Annotated in this window: 20 protein-coding genes; 15 read left to right on the top strand and 5 right to left on the bottom strand. The window is 35.4% G+C overall.

What is annotated here, in order from left to right; translation table 11 throughout:
• The first annotated feature begins 46 nt into the window (after positions 1–46).
• From KEM10_RS17510 to KEM10_RS17490, 5 genes are all read left to right on the top strand, one after another.
• Entirely contained in the window at positions 47–1,303 is a 1,257-nt protein-coding gene (locus tag KEM10_RS17510; protein ID WP_212217343.1) for a DUF1015 domain-containing protein, read from the top strand.
• A 95-nt stretch (positions 1,304–1,398) separates the two neighbouring features.
• Positions 1,399–2,073: a YggS family pyridoxal phosphate-dependent enzyme gene (locus tag KEM10_RS17505; protein WP_212217340.1), complete on the top strand. Its 675-nt coding sequence runs from the start codon at positions 1,399–1,401 to the stop codon at positions 2,071–2,073.
• Positions 2,074–2,192: 119 nt separating this feature from the next.
• Positions 2,193–3,179, top strand: a complete 987-nt coding sequence (locus KEM10_RS17500) for a dihydroorotate dehydrogenase-like protein (protein ID WP_212217338.1) — start codon at positions 2,193–2,195, stop codon at positions 3,177–3,179.
• Between the two features lie 240 nt (positions 3,180–3,419).
• Positions 3,420–4,349 carry a hypothetical protein gene (locus tag KEM10_RS17495; RefSeq protein ID WP_212217336.1) on the top strand — a complete coding sequence of 310 codons (930 nt, stop codon included), beginning with the start codon at positions 3,420–3,422 and terminating at the stop codon, positions 4,347–4,349.
• Between the two features lie 13 nt (positions 4,350–4,362).
• The gene (locus KEM10_RS17490; RefSeq protein ID WP_212217334.1) at positions 4,363–4,809 is read left to right on the top strand and encodes a hypothetical protein; all 447 of its coding nucleotides are present in this window, start codon (positions 4,363–4,365) and stop codon (positions 4,807–4,809) included.
• Positions 4,810–4,847: 38 nt separating this feature from the next.
• On the opposite strand, the gene uvrA is transcribed toward KEM10_RS17490, so the two are convergent.
• Positions 4,848–7,649 (bottom strand): excinuclease ABC subunit UvrA, encoded by a 2,802-nt coding sequence (gene uvrA, locus KEM10_RS17485; RefSeq protein ID WP_244825976.1) that lies wholly within the window; start codon positions 7,647–7,649, stop codon positions 4,848–4,850.
• A 349-nt stretch (positions 7,650–7,998) separates the two neighbouring features.
• On the opposite strand from uvrA, the gene KEM10_RS17480 reads away from it, so the two are divergent.
• A complete protein-coding gene (locus tag KEM10_RS17480) occupies positions 7,999–8,592 on the top strand; it encodes an RNA polymerase sigma factor (protein WP_212217326.1) in 594 nt (197 codons plus the stop codon).
• Between the two features lie 62 nt (positions 8,593–8,654).
• The gene (locus tag KEM10_RS17475) at positions 8,655–8,858 is read left to right on the top strand and encodes a hypothetical protein (RefSeq protein ID WP_212217325.1); all 204 of its coding nucleotides are present in this window, start codon (positions 8,655–8,657) and stop codon (positions 8,856–8,858) included.
• Positions 8,859–8,868: 10 nt separating this feature from the next.
• On the opposite strand, the gene KEM10_RS17470 is transcribed toward KEM10_RS17475, so the two are convergent.
• Positions 8,869–9,864: a glycosyltransferase gene (locus KEM10_RS17470; RefSeq protein ID WP_212217324.1), complete on the bottom strand. Its 996-nt coding sequence runs from the start codon at positions 9,862–9,864 to the stop codon at positions 8,869–8,871.
• A 100-nt stretch (positions 9,865–9,964) separates the two neighbouring features.
• On the bottom strand, positions 9,965–11,182 hold the full coding sequence (locus KEM10_RS17465) for a 6-phosphofructokinase (RefSeq protein WP_212217323.1): 1,218 nt from the start codon (positions 11,180–11,182) through the stop codon (positions 9,965–9,967).
• A 325-nt stretch (positions 11,183–11,507) separates the two neighbouring features.
• Here KEM10_RS17465 and KEM10_RS17460 point away from each other — a divergent pair, with 325 nt between their 5' ends.
• Together KEM10_RS17460 and KEM10_RS17455 are read left to right on the top strand one after the other, a co-directional pair.
• Complete coding sequence (locus KEM10_RS17460; protein WP_212217322.1) at positions 11,508–13,151, top strand: diphosphate--fructose-6-phosphate 1-phosphotransferase; 1,644 nt, start codon at positions 11,508–11,510, stop codon at positions 13,149–13,151.
• 99 nt (positions 13,152–13,250) lie between these two features.
• Positions 13,251–13,649, top strand: a complete 399-nt coding sequence (locus KEM10_RS17455) for an RrF2 family transcriptional regulator (protein ID WP_212217321.1) — start codon at positions 13,251–13,253, stop codon at positions 13,647–13,649.
• A gap of 6 nt (positions 13,650–13,655) precedes the next feature.
• Here KEM10_RS17455 and KEM10_RS17450 read toward each other — a convergent pair whose 3' ends face one another.
• Together KEM10_RS17450 and KEM10_RS17445 are read right to left on the bottom strand one after the other, a co-directional pair.
• Positions 13,656–14,351, bottom strand: coding sequence for a 16S rRNA (uracil(1498)-N(3))-methyltransferase (locus tag KEM10_RS17450; RefSeq protein WP_212217320.1), 696 nt, complete (start codon positions 14,349–14,351; stop codon positions 13,656–13,658).
• A gap of 66 nt (positions 14,352–14,417) precedes the next feature.
• Positions 14,418–16,679, bottom strand: coding sequence for a sensor histidine kinase (locus KEM10_RS17445; protein ID WP_212217319.1), 2,262 nt, complete (start codon positions 16,677–16,679; stop codon positions 14,418–14,420).
• Positions 16,680–16,861: 182 nt separating this feature from the next.
• Between KEM10_RS17445 and KEM10_RS17440 the strand changes: the two genes are divergently transcribed.
• The 6 genes from KEM10_RS17440 (at position 16,862) to KEM10_RS17415 (ending at position 23,880) form a co-directional block, all read left to right on the top strand.
• On the top strand, positions 16,862–17,437 hold the full coding sequence (locus tag KEM10_RS17440; protein ID WP_212217318.1) for an RNA polymerase sigma factor: 576 nt from the start codon (positions 16,862–16,864) through the stop codon (positions 17,435–17,437).
• Between the two features lie 51 nt (positions 17,438–17,488).
• Positions 17,489–17,833, top strand: coding sequence for a hypothetical protein (locus tag KEM10_RS17435; RefSeq protein WP_212217317.1), 345 nt, complete (start codon positions 17,489–17,491; stop codon positions 17,831–17,833).
• A 2-nt stretch (positions 17,834–17,835) separates the two neighbouring features.
• Positions 17,836–18,342, top strand: a complete 507-nt coding sequence (locus KEM10_RS17430; protein ID WP_212217316.1) for a Spy/CpxP family protein refolding chaperone — start codon at positions 17,836–17,838, stop codon at positions 18,340–18,342.
• Between the two features lie 97 nt (positions 18,343–18,439).
• On the top strand, positions 18,440–19,339 hold the full coding sequence (locus tag KEM10_RS17425) for a Spy/CpxP family protein refolding chaperone (protein WP_212217315.1): 900 nt from the start codon (positions 18,440–18,442) through the stop codon (positions 19,337–19,339).
• Between the two features lie 321 nt (positions 19,340–19,660).
• Positions 19,661–20,557: an ABC transporter ATP-binding protein gene (locus KEM10_RS17420; protein WP_212217314.1), complete on the top strand. Its 897-nt coding sequence runs from the start codon at positions 19,661–19,663 to the stop codon at positions 20,555–20,557.
• On the top strand, positions 20,554–23,880 hold the full coding sequence (locus tag KEM10_RS17415) for a golvesin C-terminal-like domain-containing protein (RefSeq protein WP_212217313.1): 3,327 nt from the start codon (positions 20,554–20,556) through the stop codon (positions 23,878–23,880). The genes KEM10_RS17420 and KEM10_RS17415 overlap by 4 nt, the downstream gene beginning before the upstream one ends.
• The last annotated feature ends 1 nt before the right edge of the window (position 23,881 follow it).

Raw genomic sequence — 23,881 nt, 5'->3', positions numbered from 1 at the left:
TTTATATGCTTACCCAATCATTATTTAACAAAATTAAATTCAAGAAATGGCTATAGTTAAACCTTTTAAAGGCCTGAGACCTCCCCAAAATATCGCTCAGGACTTGGCTTGCTTGCCTTACGATGTGATGAACAGCGAAGAAGCTGCTCGTATGGCGCAAGGAAAAGAATGTTCTTTGTTGCATATAACTCGTGCAGAAATTGATTGTCCGGCAGGTACCGATATTCATTCTGATGAAGTGTATGAAAAATCGGTTGCTAATTTAGAAATGTTTCAGGAGAAAGGCTGGTTAGAGCAGGAGAGTGAAGCTAAATTCTACATTTATGCCCAAACAATGGATGGTCGCACACAGTATGGTATAGTTGGTGCCGCAGCTTGTGAAGATTATGCTAATGGTATCATTAAAAAACATGAGTTAACACGTCCGGATAAGGAAGAAGATCGTATGATTTTAACGCGTTACCTGGATGCCAACATCGAGCCTGTATTTTTTTCATATAAAGCAGTTCCTGAAATTGATGAGATTGTAGAAAAGATTGTCAAAAATCAGAAAGCCGATTATGATTTTACCGCAGAAGATGGTTTTGGTCATCATCTTTGGGCAGTTAACGATATTGCAACAAATGCCCGTTTGGAAGAGTTGTTTCGTATAAAAGTACCGGCGACCTATGTGGCTGACGGACATCATAGAACAGCCGCTGCTGCCAGAATAGGAGAAGAGAAAAAGGCTCAGAATCCCAATCATACCGGCAATGAAGATTACAATTTCTTTATGGCTGTTCACTTTCCTGATGATCAGTTGAAAATCATTGATTATAACCGTGTGGTGAAGGATTTAAATGGTCTTTCTGCTGATGAATTACTTAGTAAGTTAGGTGAGGTTTTTGAAGTTGAATGTATTGGTGAAGAAATTTATCAACCGGCTCAGTTACATGAATTCAGCATGTATCTAGAAGGTAGCTGGTATAGATTAAATGCCAAAGAAGGAACCTATAACGATGAAGATCCAATAGGAGTCTTAGATGTTACTATTTTATCGGAGCATGTGTTGGATAAAATGTTGGGCATTGAAGATTTGCGTCGATCAAAACGTATTGATTTTGTTGGAGGAATCAGAGGATTAGGTGAGTTGAAGAAGCGTGTTGATTCTGGCGAAATGGCAGTTGCATTCGCACTGTATCCTGTTTCAATGCAGCAATTGATTGATATTGCTGATACAGGTAATATAATGCCACCAAAAACCACCTGGTTCGAACCCAAACTTCGTTCAGGTTTAGTTATCCATAAGTTGGAAACAAAATAGAGTAAGTATAGACAATTAGAAAGCCTTCTGTTTTTGCAGGAGGCTTTTTTGTACATCAAAATGCATGATGTAAATTTGTAGTAAAATAACATGGTATGTCAATCAAAGAGAATCTTCAGAAGATAAAAAATCAGATAGGAGACAGGGCTTGCTTGGTAGCTGTTTCAAAAACAAAACCAAACGAGGATTTAATAGAAGCATATGATGCCGGTCAGAGGATATTTGGTGAAAACAAAGTACAGGAGCTGGTGGCTAAATATGAAAGTCTTCCCAAAGATATTGAATGGCATATGATTGGTCATATGCAATCGAATAAGGTTAAATACATAGCACCTTTTGTGGCTCTAATTCATGGTGTAGACTCTATTAAGTTGCTCAAAACAATCAATAAGGAAGGTGTAAAATGCAATCGTAATATTCCTTGTTTATTGCAGATGCATATTGCTGAGGAAGATACAAAGTTCGGATTTTCGAAAGAAGAGATTTTTGAATCAATAAATGAACAACTTTTAGCAGATCTTAGCCATGTTACCATCAAAGGTTTAATGGGAATGGCCACCTATACCGATGATGAGAATCAAATAAGAAAAGAATTTGCTTCATTGAAGTCATTGTTTTTAGAATTAAAAGAAGGAATATTCGCAACCAACAAATCTTTTAATGAAATAAGTATGGGCATGTCAGGCGATTTCCTATTGGCCATTGAAGAAGGCAGTACAATGGTAAGAGTTGGAAGCTCTATTTTTGGAGCTCGGAATTACCTAAAATAACTTGCTTGAAAGCAGTCTAATTAATCTTACAATTAGGATAAAATTAAGAATTCAATTTTTGACTGTGTCAGATTTATTTATATTTGTTAGGTTGTAAAAACGCAATAATATATTTCCTAATGGCAAAATTAGAAACTAAATACCTCGGATTAAGTTTAAAAAATCCTATTGTTGTTAGTAGCTCAGGCCTGACTAACAGTATTGACAGAATTGCTAAAGTGGTTGAGGCAGGTGCTGGCGCAGTTGTCTTGAAATCATTATTTGAAGAGCAAATTAATTACGAAATTAATAGCGCAATTTATAAAGGTGAGGGGTTTGATTATCCCGAAGCTATGGATTATATAAAAGGATATACGCGTGACAATGCAGTTGGCGAATATCTTAAGTTAATAAAAGATGCAAAGGCAAAATTTGATGTGCCTGTTATTGCCAGTATTAACTGTTTTACGGCTGATGAATGGGTTGATTTTGCTCAACAAATAGAACAAGCCGGAGCGGATGCTATGGAGCTGAATGTTTTTATGGTTAACACCGATAAAAACAGCGACCCGGCTGAATACGAAAAGCTTTATTACGATGTTGTAAACAATGTAAGTAAAGTAGTTAGTATTCCTATTGCAATAAAATTAGGTTCTAACTTCGCCAATTTGGTAAATGTGGTGAATAAGATATCTGTTTCAGGAGCCAAAGGGGTAGTGATGTTTAATCGCTTTTATGAGCCTGATATTGATATTGATAAGATGAGTATCACTTCTTCGGAAGTATTTAGTTCCCCAAGTGATATACGTCGTACTTTACGTTGGGTGGCTATTATGTCTGATAAGGTTGATAACATTGATATTTCGGCTTCAACAGGTATACATGATGGTGAAGCTGTTATTAAACAGTTATTGGCTGGAGCTACAACCGTGCAAGTGTGTTCAGCTGTTTATAAAAACGGAGCTCAGGTAATTGCACAAATGAAATCTAAATTAGAAAGTTGGATGGATGAAAAAGGTTATTCAAGCATTGATGATTTTAGGGGGAAAATGAATTACGGCAAAATTCCTGATCCACAACTATACGAAAGAGCTCAGTTTATGAAATATTTTTCGAAATATGAGTAAGATATAATCGATATTTTCAGAAAGCCCTTGACTATTTGAGTCTGGGGCTTTTTTATTATTGTAAATGCCTAGCATGCAATTTCTTTTCTAAATATTGTTGATAAATTAAGTGATTTGGGTTAAAAAAAATATATTCAAATCCTTTGTTATTGTGTTATAATTGGAATTTTTATAGTAATTTTCGAAAATTGATGTTTTTTAATATAAATTTAGTATAAGAATAAAAATAAATATTTCATCATGAGAAGTAAGTTGACCAGACCATTCCTTTATTTCTTTTCGATATTATTATCTGTTTCCATAATTAGTTCTTGCGGATTAGGGTCTAAAAAAGACAAAACATCAGAAGAAGACAAGATTGTGGAATCGGTTAGTGCCGATGGAAAAGTATTGGATGACTTTAAAAAATCAAAACTGATTTTTTATTCATTACCATCGCCTTTAGAAACTGCCATGCTTATTAAAAGAGCAGGTGCAACTTATAACGAAGAGTTATTGAATGATCTGGAAAATATTGATAAGTATGTAACAAATAAGCAAATGGCTTTGAATTTGGGAGTATATTCTGCCGATTTAAGTTATACCAGTCTGTTTGATCAAACTCAAAGTTCGATTAAATATATGGCTAACACCAAAAAACTAGCTGAAGGTTTAGGTATCATGAATGCCATTGATGAAGAGACCATGAAGAAGCTGGAGAATAATATGAATAACCGTGATGTTATGATGGATATTATCTCTGAAACTTTCATGACTTCTAATGCATATTTAACCGAAAATGATCGCCCTGCAATTGCCGTTATGGTATTGGTTGGTGGCTGGGTTGAAGGTTTGTACCTGGCAACTCGCTTAACTAATGGTTCATTAGAAAATAATAAGCGCTTAATTGAAAGAATTATCTATCAGAAATTAAGTTTATACACGGTTATTAACCTAATGGAAGAGTATAAGTCAAATGAAGAAATTGCTTTACTTCTTGATAAGGTTAATGAGTTAAAAGTGATTTTTGATCAGGTTAAAATTGTAAATACATCTAAGGTTGAGGCAAATACCGATGAGGCTAGTAAGGTTACTACTATCAAAGCCGATTCTGAAACCTATATTTCAAAAGATGTATTTGAGAAGCTTTTAGATAAAGTGGAAGAAATAAGAACAGAATTTATTTCTTAAATAAAAGCCTGTTATGTTAGCCCTAAAGCGAGTAATCCTATTCTTATCCATTGCCTTTTTTGCAAGTACTGTAAGTGCTCAGTGTTTTAGCTTTGCTAAAAATATTGGAAAATCAAAATTGGGTGATTTTGTTCACGATGGAAACTACAATGCAACTATTTTAAGTGAAGGTGAGAAAGCTGAACTGTTCAAAACCTTTTTTGAAGGGCAGAAATACAGAATTAGTATTAGTAAAATAGAGCAACTTCCTCCCATTCATTTTAAGCTGGTTAATAATGATGGTGTAGTATTATTTGATAATAAAGATCATGATTATAGCTTGTCGTGGGATTTTGAAGTGAAATCGACACAGATGTTAATTGTTGAAATGGAAGTGTTGGAAAGGCAGACTGAAGATATTATTTCGGGATGTGTTGCCGTTCTCTTTGGGGTTGAAGTTGAAAAAGATAAAAAGAAATAAGTGATATAGATATAAAATTAAAGGCTGATGATGATTCATCAGCCTTTTTTATTGATGTATGGTGTTAAGTACTTTCCGGTATATGACTGCTTATTATTTATTAAATCTTCCGGAGTTCCTGCAAATACAAGGTGTCCACCTTCATTTCCTCCTTCAGGACCCAAGTCTATAACCCAGTCAGCCGATTTTATTACTTCCATGTTGTGTTCAACCACAATTAAAGAGTGACCTTTCTTTACTAAGGCGTTAAATGCATCTAAAAGTTTTCTTATATCATGAAAATGCAGTCCGGTTGTTGGCTCATCAAAAATAAATAAGGTGGGTTCGCTTTTCTCGTTGGCTAAGTAGAAAGCTAATTTTACTCTTTGACTCTCTCCACCACTTAATGTGCTTGATGATTGGCCTAACTTGATATATCCTAATCCAACATCCGCCAAAGGCTTTAATCGATTCACAATGCGTTTGGCAGGAGTAAGTTTTGATTGTCCGAAAAAGTCAATAGCTTCTTCCACCGTCAGCTCCAGAATATCGTATACATTTTTATCATGAAATTTAACTTCCAGTACTTCATCTTTAAAACGTTTGCCGTGGCAGCTTTCACATTTTAATACAATGTCAGCCATAAACTGCATCTCAACCTTTATGGTTCCTTCTCCCTGACATTCATCGCAACGACCACCATCAATATTAAATGAAAAATGTGATGGCTTAAATCCGTTTAGTTTAGATGCTTGTTGATCTGCCATTAGCTTTCGTATTTCATCCCAGGCTTTAAGGTAAGTTGCAGGGTTCGATCGAGAGCTTTTTCCAATTGGATTCTGATCAACAAATTCTACATCAATAACTTTTTTGATGGCTCCGTCAATCATATCAAACGAACCTGTTTTATCGGCATAACCGCCCATTTGTTTCTTGAGGGCCGGATACAGAATTTTACGAACAAGAGATGATTTACCACTCCCTGATACACCTGTTACAGCACAAATTACATTTAAAGGAAATGATACATCAATATTTTTAAGGTTGTTTTCGCAGGCTCCTTTAATGTTGATTGATTGGTTAAACTTTCTTCTGCCTGTCGGTACCGGAATTTGTTCTATTCCTTTTAAATATTTTGTTGTCAAGCTTTTTTCTGAGGCCTGTAGCTGTTTAAAATCACCTTGAAAGACCAGTTCTCCACCTAATCGGCCAGCTAGTGGCCCTATATCTATAATTTTGTCTGATGATCGGATTATGTCTTCATCATGTTCAACAACAATTACTGTATTACCCACTTTTTGAAGGTTGCGCAATACCTTAATTAACAAGTGTGTGTCTCTTGAGTGTAGACCGATACTTGGCTCATCTAAAATATAAAGTGAACCTATTAAGCTGCTCCCCAAACTGGTAGCTAAATTTATTCTTTGACTTTCGCCGCCGGATAAAGTAGAGGATAGGCGGTTAAGAGTAAGGTAACCTAATCCAACATCATTCAAAAATTGTAATCGGGTTTGAATTTCAGTTAAAAGTCTGCCACCTACTTTTTGATCATGTTCTTTAAGCTTAAGATTGGCAAAAAAAGCATTCAATTCCGAAACGGGTTGATTTACCAGTTGATGTATGTTTTTATCATTGATTTTAACCCAACCGGCTTCTTTTTTCAAGCGTGCCCCGTTACATTCCGGACAAATAGTTTTGCCTCTGTAGCGCGACAGCATCACCCTGTATTGTATTTTGTATTGTTGTTCTTCTACATGCTTGAAAAACTGATTAAGGCCATAGAAATATTCATTGCCTGTCCAAATTAAATTCTTTTCTTCCTGACTCAATTCAAAATAAGGCTTATGAACCGGGAAATTAAAATGATGTGCATTTTTTACAAGTTCATCTTTCCATTCACCCATTTTTTCACCTTTCCAGCAGGCTATAGCTCCTTCATATATCGATAAGCTTTTATTGGGAATTACAAGGTCTTCATCAATGCCAATTACATTTCCAAAACCTTCGCAACGAGGACAGGCACCAACTGGATTATTGAAGGTGAAAAGATGTTCGGTTGGTTCTTCAAAGGTAATACCATCCAACTCAAACTTATTTGAGAATCTAATAGAATTGGTTTTTTCTTTCTCAAATGTTTTAACGAGGCATTCTCCTTTTCCTTCGTAAAAAGCTGTTTGAACAGAATCGGCAATTCGACTTAAGGTATCTTCATCATCAGACGCAGAAAGGCGGTCAATAACCAGATTGAATGTTTCGCAATTAAGTACCGTTTGCTCTGTATTAGTTAAAAGTTCATCAATTCTTAAAAACTCATCATTCTTTTCTATTCTGCTAAATCCTTGTTTAAGCAGAATTTCCAGTTGTTGATGGCAGTTTCGGTCCGATAAGCTATGAACGGGAGCCAATACTGCTAATTTTGTCCCTTCCTTTAGGTCTTTTACAAAATCAACTACATCGCCCACATATTGCCGTTTTACTACATTTCCACTAACAGGAGAGATTGTTTTTCCAACACGAGCAAATAATAGCTTTAAATAATCATATATTTCAGTGCTGGTGCCAACTGTTGACCGTGGATTGCGTGTGTTAACCTTTTGCTCAATAGCAATAGCAGGAGGAATACCCTTTATGAAATCAACCTCCGGCTTATCCAGCCGGCCAAGAAACTGTCGGGCATAACTACTTAAACTTTCCACGTAGCGTCTTTGTCCTTCAGCATACAACGTGTCGAAAGCCAAGGATGATTTTCCACTACCCGAAACGCCGGTTATCACAATGAACTCATTTCTAGGAATGTTAAGGTCTATATTTTTAAGGTTGTGAACTCTCGCACCTTTAACAACAATTGATTTCTCCTGCATTCTGGTCATTCTTTTCTTAATCAAGCACAAATATAGCTATCGCCACACAGTATGTAAAACATATATGAAAATAGTGTGGTGACTATTGTAGCTTTCAATTCATTTTTTAGAATTGTAAAACACCCATTGTCAGATAGAAGTTTTATAAAATCAAATTTTATTTTTTTTGATTTCGTTTATATTATTGAAAACTACTCACTCATGATTAGGTAACTGCTCAGAGCATTAACCGATAAAAGTTAAAAATTTGTTTTTAAAAGGTTTTTTTACTTTTTTTAACCCATCAAATACAATATCTAAAAACACTGCCTATAGAAGAACCTTTACAAGACTTTAAAAAAATAGTAGTATGGATAAGCAAACAATGCTTTCTGATGAAGAACTTGTGAAGAACTTTATTGCAGGCAATGTAACATGTATCGATGTTCTAATCGATCGTCACAAAGCCAAGGTATTTTCATATATAATGATGTGTGTAAAGCAGCAAGAATTAGCTGAAGATATTTTCCAGGAAGCTTTTATAAGAGTAATTAAAACATTGAAGAAAGGCAGATATTCCGATTCGGGTAAGTTTTCTTCGTGGGTAATGCGTATTGCGCATAATTTAATCATCGACCATTATCGCAAGCAAAAAAATCAAGTGATGGTATCGAATGATAACTATGAATTTGATCTTTTTAATTCAGCTCGTTTTTCTGATAAATCGGTGGAAGAAAAACTAGTACATGATCAGATATTGAGTGAAGTGGGTATGTTGGTTAAAATGTTACCTGATAATCAGAGAGAAGTTGTAGAGATGCGTCATTACAAGGGATTAAGCTTTAAGGAAATTGCTGAAGAAACCAATGTGAGTATAAATACTGCTTTAGGAAGAATGCGATATGCATTAATGAATTTACGTCGTATGATGGAAGAGCGTAATCTTTCACTTACATTATCTTAAGGTTAAAAACAATAAATTTTTATGGGCTACGTTCTTTAGGTAAAGAATTAATAAAATAGCCTATGAAAAAATTGTTTACTCAAGATTATTCAAGATTAGAAAAAGAGGCAGGTCGTTTATTAGAGATATACGAGCGTATGCCTGATGAATACTTTGTAAATCAGAAAAGTTCGGTTGAACTGATTGTACGCAAATTAAAAGGATTCGCCAGAGTATATAATAATTATAGCCTCAATGGTACTGACGCTGAAATAATAATAAACTAAAGCAATGTTATTAGTCGTAGAATGATTGGGCAAAGCTGTGAAAACTTCCTTTGCCCCTTATTATTCTTACCCAAAAAGCGTTGATAAAACCGTATCCATAACCAAATAGCTGCACTAATGATGCCATTGAACAAAGAATGGCAACGTTAAATTGTTTGGTTCTCGACCAGGCATCTGCAATTACTATAAGTGGAAATAGGAAAATTAGCAGCCAGATTAAGGGACTTAAAAATAAAGCTCCTAAAACAAGAAGTGGATAGCCTATAGCAAATAAAGAAGGTAAAAGATGAACTATCTTTAGTGTTCCCGGATGCATAAGTGATAAATCAATTCGTGCTATTCCGGAATTGAAGACCTGTTTGTAAAAGGCTTTAAACTTAGTTCTTCTTTTATGGTAAACATATGCGTCTCTGATTAGCTTAATATCATATCCGGCTTTATCGATTCGCATGCTAAAGTCTAAATCTTCACCAAATCGCATGGTACCAAACCCCCCTAGTTCATTAAAAACCTTTTTGCTTATACCCAGGTTGAAACTTCTCGGGTAAAATTTATCAAGTTTTTTCTTTCCGCCTCTAATTCCTCCGGTTGTGATTGGAGATGTCATTGAATAGCTAATAGCTTTTTGAATAGGGGTGAAGAATGGATGTGAGCTGTCAGGACCACCATAGCATTCGATTTGCTCCTTTTCAAATTCATCTATTATAACATTGAAATAATTAGATGGTATAATGCAATCGCTATCAAAAAAAACTAAAAAATCATTTTTAGCCTTAGAGGCACCAAAGTTACGAGCCAGGCCCGGACCTTGATTTTCTTGATAATAGTAGTGCAGATCCAGTTGATGAAAGTAAGGATCAATAACTTCTCGTGAGCTAATAGATGATCCGTCTTCAACAATAATAACTTCAAATTCAGATTTTGCAGATTGCAGCGTCAATGACTCTAACAATTCAACAATTTCTTCGGGGCGATTGTAAACTGGAATTATAACTGAAAATTGCATTTGGTCCTACTTTGGACTCAAAGATAACAAATCTTGTAACCTATTATAGTTAATCAAATGTTTAGATGTTTTAATAAAGCTTAAAATCTGTAGCTATTTCCTATTCTTTTGTTAAAATCATCATTGGATCACCAATAATATTTGAATAGATAGGTCGATAGCGATTAGTGTCGTAAAACTTAGCAACATTCACTTTTTTTGTACTTTCTCCATGGGCGTCTTTTTTCACAGCTTCAATACTTATATGATTGTATTTGCCATCGTTAATGCAAACCATCTGACCACTATTATCTTTTATTATTAGATCCATTGCTAAGTTGGCATAAGCTGTTGGAACTATTGAATCTAAAGCATCTGGCTCGCCAGAACGAACTAGGTAACCAAGTTTTTGATTGATTACATTGATTTCTTTTCCATTGTTGAATTTGGGAGAAATTTTCTTTAACTGCTGACCAATGGTTTCACCAATTCCACCAAGTTTTTTATGACCAAAAGCGTCAGTTTCAGAACTGGTGTATACAATTTGGCCTCCTTCAAAAGTAGCTCCTTCAGAAACCAGAACAACTGAATATTTACTTGGATTGTTATTTCTGTCTTCCACCATTAAAGCGGTAAGTTGTTCGATATTGAATTCATGCTCCGGAATTACACATCTGTCAGCTGCTCCTCCTACCGTGGGTAATAATGCTGAAAAGCCTGCATTTCTTCCAAACACCTCTAAAACCAGAAAACGCTCGTGAGAGCCAGCGCAAGTTCTTAATGCGTGAGTTAATTCTATTGTGCGCGTTACGCAGGTACTAAAACCAATACAATATTCAGTACCGGGGACATCTCCATCCATGGTTTTAGGGATGGCAACTAACTTAATTCCTTCGTGGTGAAGACGTACTCCATAGCTCAATGTATCATCACCACCAATTGGAATAAGATAATCAATACCCAAATATTTTAAATTGGTAACTGCAGCATCTGTTAAATCATTGAATTCATCACTATACATTGGTTTTAAGTGATCTGGTACATCAGAAATATGGACTTTATTTGCTTTGGTTCTGCTTGAGTGAAGAAAGGTACCGCCAGTGCGCCCCAAACGATTTACCATATTTTCGCTTAACTCTACACAAAATTCCTGATCTTCAATTGGAAGTGATGGGTTGATGGAAATTACTCCTTTCCATCCATTGCGGATGCCAATAACTTTGTAGCCTTCGTGAATAGCCCTTATTGTGACTGCCCTAATAGCTGGATTTAATCCTGGAACATCTCCACCACCTGTTAGAATACCAATTGTTTTGCGAGTTCGCTTTTGAAGTATCATAAAATTGAGATTTAGTTTGATTGTATTGCACGATTATGAAACTGAATGCCAAGTGATAATCGTCCTTATAAATTTAATAAAATTATTTGATAATTAATTGTTTAGTTAATTCAATATTTGGTATTTGTGTAGTCAAAAATACAAGGTGAGAGGCTTAGTGTATGTCTAACTAATAGATAATTGATATAAATAAGTTAATGATTGTAAATATTAAGGGCTTAATATTTCTATTTTGAAAAAATATCAGCAAATTTGCAGGATTATTACGAATAGAACTTTCTTGAAATAGAAATTACCTAAGTGTTATCATAATATCAAAAGAAAAATGATTAAGAGTCCACTTCAAATTGCAAGAGAAAGCTACGCTCCAAAAATGCCAAAAGCTTTAAAAGGAAGCGTTAAAATTGTTGAAGGAAAAGAAACAGAATCAGTTGCTGATCAGGCGGATATTAAGAAGATGTTTCCGAATACCTACGGAATGCCTTTGTTAACGTTTGAACCAGGGGAAGCTGCTCCAACAGCTGCTCGTAATGTAGGTGTGATTTTGTCTGGAGGTCAGGCTCCTGGAGGTCACAATGTGATTTCAGGAATCTACGATGGATTGAAAAAATTAAACCCAGAAAACAAATTATATGGCTTTTTAGGTGGCCCTGGTGGTTTAGTAGATAATGAGTATGTTGAATTAACAGCTGACATTGTTGATCACTATAGAAATACTGGTGGTTTTGATATTATCGGTTCTGGTCGTACAAAACTAGAAGAAGAAGACCAGTTCGAAAAAGCTTTAGTTAACTGCAAGGATTTAAATATTACTGCCTTGGTTATTATCGGTGGTGATGACTCAAATACCAATGCATGTGTGTTGGCTGAATATTATAAAGCAAAAGGTGCAGGTGTTCAGGTGATTGGATGTCCTAAAACCATTGACGGTGACCTTAAAAACGAAATGGTAGAAACATCATTTGGCTTTGATACCGCTTGTAAAGTGTATAGCGAGTTGATTGGTAACATTCAACGTGATGCCAACTCAGCTAAAAAATACTGGCATTTTATTAAACTAATGGGACGTTCAGCTTCTCATATTGGTTTAGAGTGTGCTTTACAAACTCAACCAAATATTTGCATTGTTTCTGAAGAAGTAGAAGCAAAGCAAATGACTTTAGATGATGTTGTAACATACATTGCTGAAATAGTTGCAAAACGTGCAGAAAAAGGTGAAAACTTTGGTACTGCTTTAATTCCTGAAGGATTGGTTGAATTTATTCCAGCCATGAAAAAGTTGATTGCTGAGTTGAACGACTTGTTGGCACACAACGAAGACAAAGTGAATGCCCTTGAAGGAAACAAAGAAAAACGCGAATTTGTAGCAGATCTTTTATCTGCAGATTCAAAAGAAGTTTTTGTATCTCTTCCAAATTCAATTGCTAATCAGTTGATGGCTGATCGCGATCCACACGGAAACGTGCAGGTATCATTGATCGAAACAGAGAAAATGTTGATCGATATGGTGAAAGCCAAATTGAAAGTATGGAAGAAAGAAGGTAAATTCAAAGGTAAATTTAAAGGTCAGCCTCACTTCTTTGGTTATGAAGGACGTTGTGCTGCACCATCTAACTTTGATGCTGATTATTGCTATGCTTTAGGAAACACTGCATCAGTATTAATCGCTGATGGTAAAACTGGTTACATGGCATCAGTTCGTAACCTTACAGCTTCATCAGATGAGTGGATTGCTGGAGGTGTACCAGTAACTATGATGATGAATATGGAAAAACGTCATGGTGAAATGAAACCAGTAATTCAAAAAGCATTGGTTCGTTTAGATGGAGCTCCTTTCAAGAAGTTTGTTGAGAAGAGAGATGACTGGGCAGAAAATACTAAGTATGTTTACCCAGGTCCAATTCAGTATTTCGGACCTTCTGAAGTATGTGATATTACAACAAAAACTTTGCAATACGAGCAAAAGTAAATCATAAATAATATTTGACCCGTAACTAGTTAGTTGCGGGTTTTTTTATATTTTAGTGCCAATAAAAATATTTAGGTATTCAATAGCTGAATCAATATTATGTCGAAGATTGTTACTCTTTCAGAGGCGGCTTCAATTGCCTTACACTCAATGGTTCTAATTGCCAGAAGCGAAAAAAAGTTAAATGTTAATCAAATTGCTGAAGCAATTGAGAGTTCGAAGCATCATGTTGCTAAAGTAATGCAGCGTTTGGCCAAAGAGGATTATGTGAGTTCTAACCGAGGACCGAGTGGGGGATTTGTTCTAAAGTGTGACCCAAATACTTTGTCTCTTTTAGAAATATATGAAGCTATTGAAGGCAGAATAGCTATTCAAACGTGTCCTGGCGATAAACGTTCATGTATTATTGGAGCTTGTATGTTGGGAGATTTAGCTAAAAACATGACCCGAGAATTTAAATCCTACATGGAGAGTCATTATTTAAGTGAGTATGTATAAGTCTTACTATTCATTTAAAAGATGTATAGTATGACAAGCTGCAATTCCAGCTGTTTCAGTTCTTAAGCGACTTGTTCCCAAGGAAACCATGTGGCACCCTTGTTTTTGAGCCAATTTTACTTCATCTATAGAAAAGTCACCTTCAGGACCAATACATAGTACAGCATCCGTTTTTAATTGGTAGGCATTTTTTAACGGTATTTTTTTCTCATCATAACAGTGCGCAAAGTAAGTCTGCGATGATTTAACCTTATTGATAAAGTCTTGAAATGAAGTAAGGTCATTAACAATAGGCATGTATGCTTTTAACGACTGTTTCATTGCTGATATGGCAATTCTCTCAACCCTGTCAATTCTTAACTTCTTGCGTTCAGAGTGTGCGCAAAGTAAAGGTGTAATTTCCTGAACACCCATTTCAACAGCCTTTTCTATTAGCCATTCAAATCGGTCGATACTTTTAGTGGGAGCAACTGCTAAGTGTACTTTGTATTCGGGTTCTTTATGATGTATAGTTTCAATGGATGTTAATTGACATCGTTTATGGTGAGCTTCTGTTATACGACACTTAAAATAACTCCCATAACCATTTGCAATGGTTATAATATCACCTGTTTTATGTCGTAGCACATTTATACAATGTTTGCTCTCAGGTTCGCATAAAACTCCTTCTCCTTTGAAATCAGGATCGTAAAATAACTCCATAAAAATGCATTTTCTGCAAAGTTAGTAATTACAAAAGTATTTTTACGTCTTGATTTATGTGGAATATTATTCTTCTGCTAAAGCAACCGTTTTGGATACCAGGCAAGGTAACGATACAATAAACTCAGCACCTTTTTGGGGGCGATTTGTAACGGTTATGGAACCATTCATTAACTCAGTAAGACTTTTGGTTATTGATAATCCGAGACCGGTTCCTCCATGTTTTTTTATGGTTGATTCATCTATTTGCCTGAAACGGTCAAAGATTATTTTCTGATCATTTTCAGATATTCCGGGACCAGTGTCTTTAACTGAAATATGAAGTGTTTTAGAATCAAGCGAAGAGTAGCTTATATCAATAAAACCTGTTTCGGTGAACTTTACGGCATTTGAAATTAAGTTGAGCATAATCTGATAAAGCCGTATACGATCTGTTTTAATATAGAAAGGTACGTTAATATCCGTAACTAATATTCGTAATTGAATTGATTTATTAAGTGTTTTAATCAGCGAGCTACCAACAGATTGAAGATCAATTAAAGTGGTGTGTAAATCTGTTATTTGATAATTTATTTTCAATTGTCCTGATTCGATCTTGCTAATATCAATAATGTCATTAATTAGCGTTAAAAGGTTTTCACCACTCTTTTTTACCAATTTAAGGTACTCGAACTGCTCTTCTTTGGTTATTTCGCTATCAAGTAATAAATCGGTAAATCCCAGAATTGCATTCATCGGGGTTCTGATTTCATGCGACATATTTGCCAGAAAAGATGATTTTAAACGGTCGCTTTCTTCAGCTTTGTCTTTGGCCAAACGCAATTCATACTCTGAGTTTTTTTGCTGATCGATGTTCTGAATTACACCGGTAATTCTGTTTGGAGTGTTATTGGAATATTCAGTGATTTTACCAAGTATTGAAAACCATGAATACTGACCGTTTTTTTTACGTAATCGGGCCTGTGTTCTAAATGTGTCCGAATTACCCACTTTGTGCTGTTGATAAGCTTCTCTTAAATGAAAAAGATCCTCACTATGAATATTTGAAATCCAGTTCTTGTCAGAAAGATTCATTTCATCTATTGAGCTGTATCCTAATAAAGAGGCAAATCGATCATTGAAATACGTTTCGTGGGTAAAATAATCGATATCCCATAAGCCTTCACTTGCTCCGTCAACAGCTAACTCTAAACGTTTCTCGCTTTTTATTAAATCAAGCTCAATTTTTTTACGTTTAATCATATCTGATATTAACAGCGTGATGACAAAAAGTAGAGTTAATAGAATAATTAGCAGAAAGATTAGTTCATGCTTAAATTCAGCTATAAAATTTTGTGGTTTATTAACTATCTGGTAATTATCGATTGAATCAGGTATTTGAAAATGGTATGTTTTTAACTTTTGATAATCAAATATATTATACTGGTTTGGAGAGGTGAATAAGGGCGTGTTTTCATTGTTTAACAACTTCTCCATTAAGTAGGACGATAGCTTACCCTGATCGGCTCCTTTTAATATTTTTCCTCCCACAATGCAGTTGGGTATTAAAAAGTCCCAATTGCTGTAAATGGGTATATTTAAATCATTAAAGAAATATTGACTTTCATGAATCATTTCATTTGCAACGCCATTTCTATTAGTATACAGGCTTAATAAATAGATGGCGGTATTGTTTTTATTTATGTGTTGCAAGTGCTCTTTTAGTTGTTCTGGATCAGTAGCATCTATCGATCGGTATGAAATTCTATCAGAGAAAGGCTCCAAAGCTTCAATAAATTGTTCAAGAAAAATTTTACCAGATAACGTCTGATCAGAAATGGCTATTATCTCTTTAATGTTGGATTGCATTTGAGAGATTAATTGTATAGTACCTGAAATATCTATCTTTTCATGTACAATAGCATGCCTGGTTGAGTCGACCAGGTGGGTATATTGCTCAATATTATTAACCCCGCAGAATACAGCCGGTATATCACCCCAAATATCAGATCCACTCTCAATAAAAAACTCGAATGCTTTATTGTCAACACAAATTATACCATCAATATGTCGATCCTCAAATTTCTTTAAGTAAGTGGCTTTTAGTGCGTCAAAGTATTCATTACTCTGAAATCGTTTACTGTCCATAAACTCATTATAGATACGAACTGACTCATCATTTTTAAAATACTCACCGATTGCTTCATCAATATCCGATGACCATTTAAAGCCGATGTGGTACGAATTAAGTACCACAATTTCTTTCATCTCCTTGGCAAAAAAGCGTTGAGGATGAGCAATGAATAATATCGCAACTAAGCAAAAGTATATAACTTTTCTTCGCTTCATTCAGGGGGCGTTTGATCAATGTTTATGTTAGAGTTAAATATAGCAATTAATTTATTATTTATTAATAAGGTAGTTATTGTAGATTTGGCCAATGTATACCTGACGTAAATAAATGTTGTAAATTTATTGGTTGATTTGAAGGATATAATAATGAATGGCGTCTAAAGAGTAGATGACAGAAAATGATTGACGATAGATTATTAATTAAACAGGTTAAAGAGGGGAATAAAGATGCATTCCGGCAGTTGGTGGTTATTCATCATCAACGGGTGATTCATATCTGTATGTCATTTGTTAATCATTTAGTAGACGCAGAAGATGTAGCACAAGAAGTTTTTGTTGAAGTCTTCAAGTCGGTTTCCAGTTATAGAGAGGAGGCCAGCTTATCAACCTGGTTGTATCGTTTGGCTGTTAATAAATCATTGGATTATTTACGACAGAAGAAGCGAAAAAAGAGAGGATACGGGGTGTTGTCTACCATGGAAAATGCTGAGTTGGCAAACTTATCGGTTGTTGATTCTGATGATGTAAGTCAGGAATTGGAACTGGAAGAGCGCAAAAGAATTTTATTGATGGCTATGGATAAGCTTCCCGAGAGGCAAAGAGTTGCCTTGAGTTTGTCTAAGCTTGATGAGTTACCTCAAAAGGAAGTTGCAGAAATAATGAGTGTTTCAGAAGGATCGGTTGAGTCGCTGTTGGTGAGGGCTAAAAAGAAATTGAAAGAAATTCTTATGCAGCAAAAACAGGAAATTCTTTAAAAAGCGCAGGAAAAAAAAATAGATGACGTCAAATATAATGAAAGGACGGAGATGAAAGATAATAATAAACATAGTAATAGGATTGATTCCATAATTAACACACCTCTGGTTGATTCAAACATGAGAATTAGTGTTGATTTTGTTGATCAGGTGATGAATAAGGTGGAAAAAATTACTCCTTCAAATCCTTATTTAAAATACATGGTTAACATTGCAGCCTCTTTAGCATTTTTGATGTTAGTTGGTAATTTGTTTCTGGTAATGCAGCAAATTAACACTTCTGCCCAAAATCAGGTTATTGATGAATGGACAAGTGTTTATGAAAACAGCGATGAAAGTAGTTGGTCGGTGTACTATGATATTGAACTTTTAGCATCTTCGGATAAAACAAAATAGTTATGAGCAGGAGTTGTAAAATATGTTGGATTATTCTGGCAGTGTTTTTTGTAGGTAACCTGGTTGTTTTAAGCCTCTGGTTAACCAACTCAGGCAATAGTTCTCAAACGGGGCAATTAGAGAATAAAAACAAAGAAAAAATAAAGGCCCAGTGGAAGCAGCGCTTTATGCAAAAACTGGAATTGGATGATGCACAATTTGATGAATTTGAACGATTACGTAATGAACATCTTAAAGACGTTTTTATTTATCAAAAGCAAATAGACAGTTTGAAAGAAGGTTTAATGAATCAAACTTTTACCAAGTCAAGTGATTCGGCTGTAGTACATGATAATATTAATAGCATAGCTGAATTGCAGAAGGAAATAGAGTTTTTGAACTTTAATCATTACAGAAAAGTTCGTTCTGTTTGCAGAAACGAAGACCAAAGAGAGAAATTGGATCAAACCTTCCGCCATTGGATGGAAAAGCCTCCCGGAAGACATCGAAGAGGAAGAGGACCTCGTTAGTATTTAATCATTATTAAATTATTGATTCAGAATTAATAGCCGATCTGTCAATTGGCTAAATGGGGAAATTATGTCAAAAATTGAAAGAATTTTAAAGATGAAAACAAAATTATTTTTGGGATTGATAGCTTTAGCTATGGTAGCTGTATCAGCAACCGCCCAGCAGCAACGAAAACAAGCTTTTAACCGACAAGATTGTGTTTTAAAGGATGATTTAACGCAAGAACAGAAAGATAAAATGGATGAACTACGAGTTGCATTTTATCAAAAAACAAAAGCGGATCACAATCAGTTAAATGAATTGATTACCAGAAAACATACGCTTGAAACAACAGATCCTGTTGATAAAGATGCGTTGTTTGAATGTTTAGCTTCTATTAATACAATTCAAACGAACCTTCAAAAAGAAAGAATCAGACATTTTCAGGATGTAAAGGCCAACCTAACTGACGATCAGGTTATTTTGTTTGATGCACGTAAAAAGGGCCCCAAAGGTCAAATGGGGCAAGGCTATGGTTTGGGTAAAGGAAACCAAGGTCAATGTCCAGGTTGCGATAGAAATAGCTTTGGAAGAGGTAATGGTCAACGAGGCAATGGTCAAGGCTATGGAAAAAGCCAGGGGCAGGGAAGAGGTCAGAGAAATCAAGCTGGTCAAGGCAGAGGAACAGGGCAGAGACGAAACCTGACAGCTTTGGATTTAACAGATGCTCAAAAAGAGTTTATGGATCAATCGCGTTTACAGTTATTGAAAAAAGAACAGACTCTTAAAAATAAACTGAATGAATTAAATGCTCAGTTAAAAACTCAAACAACCGGAAAAAACATCAATTTAAAACAAGTTGATAAAACAATAACTGAACAGTCGGAGATAAAACTTCAATTAGCAAAGCTTAGGGCAGAGCATAAAATGGAAGTTCGTAATCAAATGACAGATGAACAAAAGATGGCCTTTGACAGCAGGGGATTTGGTAGAAAAGGAAGGCATGGCAGACGTTAAAAATTAGAAAACTATTATAGTTAGCTTAATTGTTAATAAAGAGGTGTTCATAATAGCTTGAGCGCCTCTTTTTATGTCTATCCGTAATTAAATTTTAGTAGATTATTAAATATTATTAAAAAAAGTGGAATTTTATTGAAGGATTAATAGTCTATCCAACGTCAAATTAGAGTAATTGTATACAGTGTTCGATTACGAACATGCTGTATCATAAGCGTACACTTTTTTGATCTATAAATAGAGCTAAATAGCAGACAGTAAATGTACTGTGTTTAATAGTACGTTTTTTGTTTATTGTAGGTTAACCTAAATCTAAATGTCTTGAATATAGAAATTAAAGATCTGAGTCAGGTTTATAAAAATGATTTCAGAGCACTCAACCGAGTTAATCTTGAGATTAACCCGGGAATGTTTGGTTTATTAGGACCCAATGGAGCCGGAAAATCAACATTAATGCGAATACTGGTTACTTTGCAAAAGCCTACTCATGGAGAGGTGTTTGTAAATGGTATGCCATTATCTAAGAATCGTAAAGAAGTACGCTCGTACCTTGGATATCTGCCTCAGGATTTTCGTTTTTTTGCTAAACTACGTACTTGGGAATTTCTCGATTATGCCGCTTCTTTGGCGGGAATAAAAAGTAAAAAACAGCGCTTATCAGCTGTAGATGATTTACTTGAACAAGTTGGTTTATTTGATGTTCGAAACCGATTTGCCAATAAGCTTTCCGGAGGTATGAAGCGTCGTCTTGGAATAGCACAGGCTTTAATAGGTGATCCTAAAATCATTATTGTTGATGAACCTACAACCGGATTGGACCCCGAAGAGCGTATACGATTCAGGAATATACTTTCTAATCTTAGTCAGAAAGAGGTTATTATTATCCTTTCTACACATATTGTAGGTGATATTTCATCTACCTGTAGTCAAATGGCGTTATTAAATTCCGGAGAAGTGCATTTTACGGGTTCACCCGAACAATTTATTAAGCAGAGTGAAGGTCATGTATTTAAAACTTCAGTCACTTTTGATGAAATGAAACGCATTAGTGAAACATTTCCGGTTATTACTTCAATCCCCGATCCTGCCGGATATGAGGTGGAGTTTGTAGCAGATAAACCCAATGGCTGGAAAGCATCGGAAGTTCAGCCCAATTTAGAACATGCCTATGTGTACTTTATGGAATACCTGACTAAATCCAAAATTGAATTAGAATGATCTCACTATTTAATGTTAGAACGATAGCTCGTTTCGAGTCTAAAACACTGCTCAGGAGCTGGTTCTTCAGAATATTTTCTGCAATAGCCTTATTTTTTCTTTTAATGTTTAACATGTTTGCGGTGGCAGGTATTGCTGAAGGTTCGTGGCCAGGACGTCTCATCCCGTCCGGTGTGCCTTATTTTAATATGTGGATTTTAAATATTGCCCAATCCATAATTGCCATTTTCTTATCGGCAGATTTTTTAGGCAGAGACAAAAAGCTGGATACCACAGAAGCTTTTTATGTTAGGAGTATGTCTAATATTGAATATGTTACCGGAAAGACACTAGGTATTCTTAAAGTTTTTGTTGTTTTAAATGCTATTGTAATGGCATTAGGCATCCTTTTCTCATTAATTGGAAGTGATACAACTGTAAACTGGTCTTCATTTATTCTTTATCCTTTATTAATTTCCTTACCAACGCTGGTATTTATTTTGGGTTTATCCTTTTTTGTGATGACGCTCATACGAAACCAGGCAATTACATTTGTGGTTTTATTAGGACTTGTTGCCTTATCCTTATTTTATTTGAGAAACAAGTTTTTTGGTTTAATGGATGTACTTGGTTTCTATATGCCATTTATGCGTTCCGATTTTACAGGTTTTGGTAACGAGTTAGATTTAATATTAGTTAGGTCTTCCTTTTTATTGTTAGGTATCTTTTTTATTCTGGCAACCGTGTGGCGTTTACCCCGACTGGAACAACAAAAATTTGCCAAATATACATTATTGGCAGGTATGCTTATTACTGGCTTTGGGGCATTAACTATGATGTCTTTTAAAGCTATTGGAGATAATCAAAATGTAAATTTAAGAGCAGAAGTTTCCAGGTTAAATCAACAACTAAAACCGTCAGCCTATAACATCAATAATTATCACATCAATTTAATTCATAAAGCAGATAAGATTGATGTAATAGCTCAGTTAGAGGTGGGGTTGAAAGATGGGAAAAACGGAGATCTGGTATTAGCCATTAATCCAGGTTTAAAAGTCAAAAAAGTTAGTATTGATGGGAAAGATGTGACATTTGAACGTCAGGCACACCTGTTAACTGTAAAAAAGAACTCCATTGTAAAAGGAAGCTTCACAGTTGAACTTAACTATGAAGGGACTATTAACGACATAGCCATGTTTCCTGAGGTTGACGACGAAACCTTATTATCATTAAATCGTCTCGATCCAATCATTGCCAATAAGCAATTTAGCTTTATCACCAGTAATTATGTCTTGCTTACACGCGAAGCGAACTGGTATCCTGTAGTAGCTTCTGATTTATACTGGACACGTTATCCGTTTGTTCGAATGGATCTTGATGTGCAATCAAAACCTGGTTTGACTGTCATATCGCAAGGAAATTCAAAAGACGAAGAAGAAGGTAGGTGGTCTTTTACTTCTCAGCAGGCTCTGAATGCATATAGTGTGGTAATTGGTACTTTTGAGAAAGTAAGTACAATGGTTGATAGTGTGGAGTTTAGTTTGTACTACCATCCTAAACACACATTTTTTAAACCTTTCTTTACCGAATTAGAAGATACAGCTTCGGTGTTGATCCAAAATATAAAAAATGATTTTGAGAGGCAATTAGCGGTAAGTTACCCTTTTGATAAATTCTCAATTGTTGAGTCTCCCATAAACTTCTATAGTTACCTGCGAAACTGGTCGCTATCAACCGAAGAAGTTATGCCAGAAATGGTGTTTTTTCCTGAATGTGGAGGCGGTAACTGGCAAAATGATATAAAAAATCAGAAGAGAAGAACAGAGAACCGGGGTCGCAACCGGAATGAAGAAATGTCGGAGAAAGATGTACAAATTGAAATCTTTAAGAGTTACATCGGAGATAATTTTATACGCCCACGACGTTTTTTCTTTGGAAGACGACAGTCTGGAGAACGCAGTGTTGAAAACTGGGGGAGATATCAGGTTTTTCCACTATACTTTACTTATGCCAATTCAATTGAAGAAGATGGTTATCCATTGTTAACAATAGCCCTTGAAAATTATCTTCACGAACGTTTAAGTTCCAATGTCCCAGGTGGATTTGGAGGATTAAGTACCAATGATGAAGTTATTTTGAAGCTGAAGGACAGAAGTTTAAATGATTTGATTGAGGAGGAAGATGTGAATGTGTTGGGTAATGTGTTTGCTTCCAAAGGAAATCAATTGATATCAAGTTTTAAAGTTAATACCAATGCAGTAACCTTCGACCGTCAATTAAATGAAATTGTTAAGAACACTCAATTTAAAAATATCGAGGTTGAAGAATTTACATCTTTAATGGATCAATTATCGGAATCTGATTTTAATGAGTTGTACAATAATTGGTTAAAAGATGATAATGCACCAGCCTTTTTATTTGGTAATGTTGATGTTTGGGAGATTAAAGAAGGTAATCGCATACGCTATTTTGTGAAAGTACCGGTTGCCAATAAAGGCGATATTGATGGAATTGTAGGTTTAACCATTCGTGAAGGAGAAAGAAGAGGAGGCAGAGGTCGTTTTCGTTCTGAGTTTTCAATGGATCAGTCGTCCAATGCTAAGAGCTATCTTATAAAGAAAGGCGAAACGGTTGATATCGGATTTATTTTAGATGAGGTGCCACGCGATGTATCAGTTAATACCTATTTAGCCCGAAATATACCTTCTAATCAGAGGTTAAATATAAATGCTGTAATTAAAGATAAACGGGTTGTTGATTTTTTCGAAGGATTACAACCTTCCAGCAAAAAACTGAGGTATGCCGAAAAATTTGAGGTAATTGTTGATAATGAGGATGACGGATGCTCGTTTGTAAATACCGGCGAAAGTAGAACCATTAAAGATTGGTGGCTAAGTCGACAGAATGAAGAAGATGAAAACGAAACCTACGGAAGAATTCGATTTTGGAATACTCCGGTAAAATGGTCGCCTGTTGCTGGAGAGGAATTTTTTGGAGAGTACCTCAAGTCGGGTTATTACAAACGTAAAGGAACAGGAGAAGGATATGTTAGCTGGACCGGACAGATTGAGGCTCCGGGGAATTATGCTGTATATGCATATGTTCCTGATATAAGGGGACGTTTCCGTGGCCGTGGAGACCGAGGGTATGAACGCGATTTTCATTATACAGTGAATAGTGATGACGGCGAGGATGAAGTTGAAATTAAAGTCACTCAAGATAATAATGGTTGGTTATATCTCGGAGACTATTACTTCTCTGAAGGAGCAGCCACAGTAAAGCTTTCTGACTTTACAAAAAGCGAATATGTTATAGCTGATGCAGTTAAATGGGTAAAAAAATAAT

Origin of the sequence: Carboxylicivirga linearis (assembly GCF_018271995.1) — a bacterium.
In the GTDB taxonomy this organism is placed as follows: Bacteria; Bacteroidota; Bacteroidia; order Bacteroidales; family Marinilabiliaceae; genus Carboxylicivirga; species Carboxylicivirga linearis.
The sequence above is the reverse complement of the archived record's forward strand: the minus strand, read 5'-3'. Positions and strand labels throughout refer to the sequence as shown.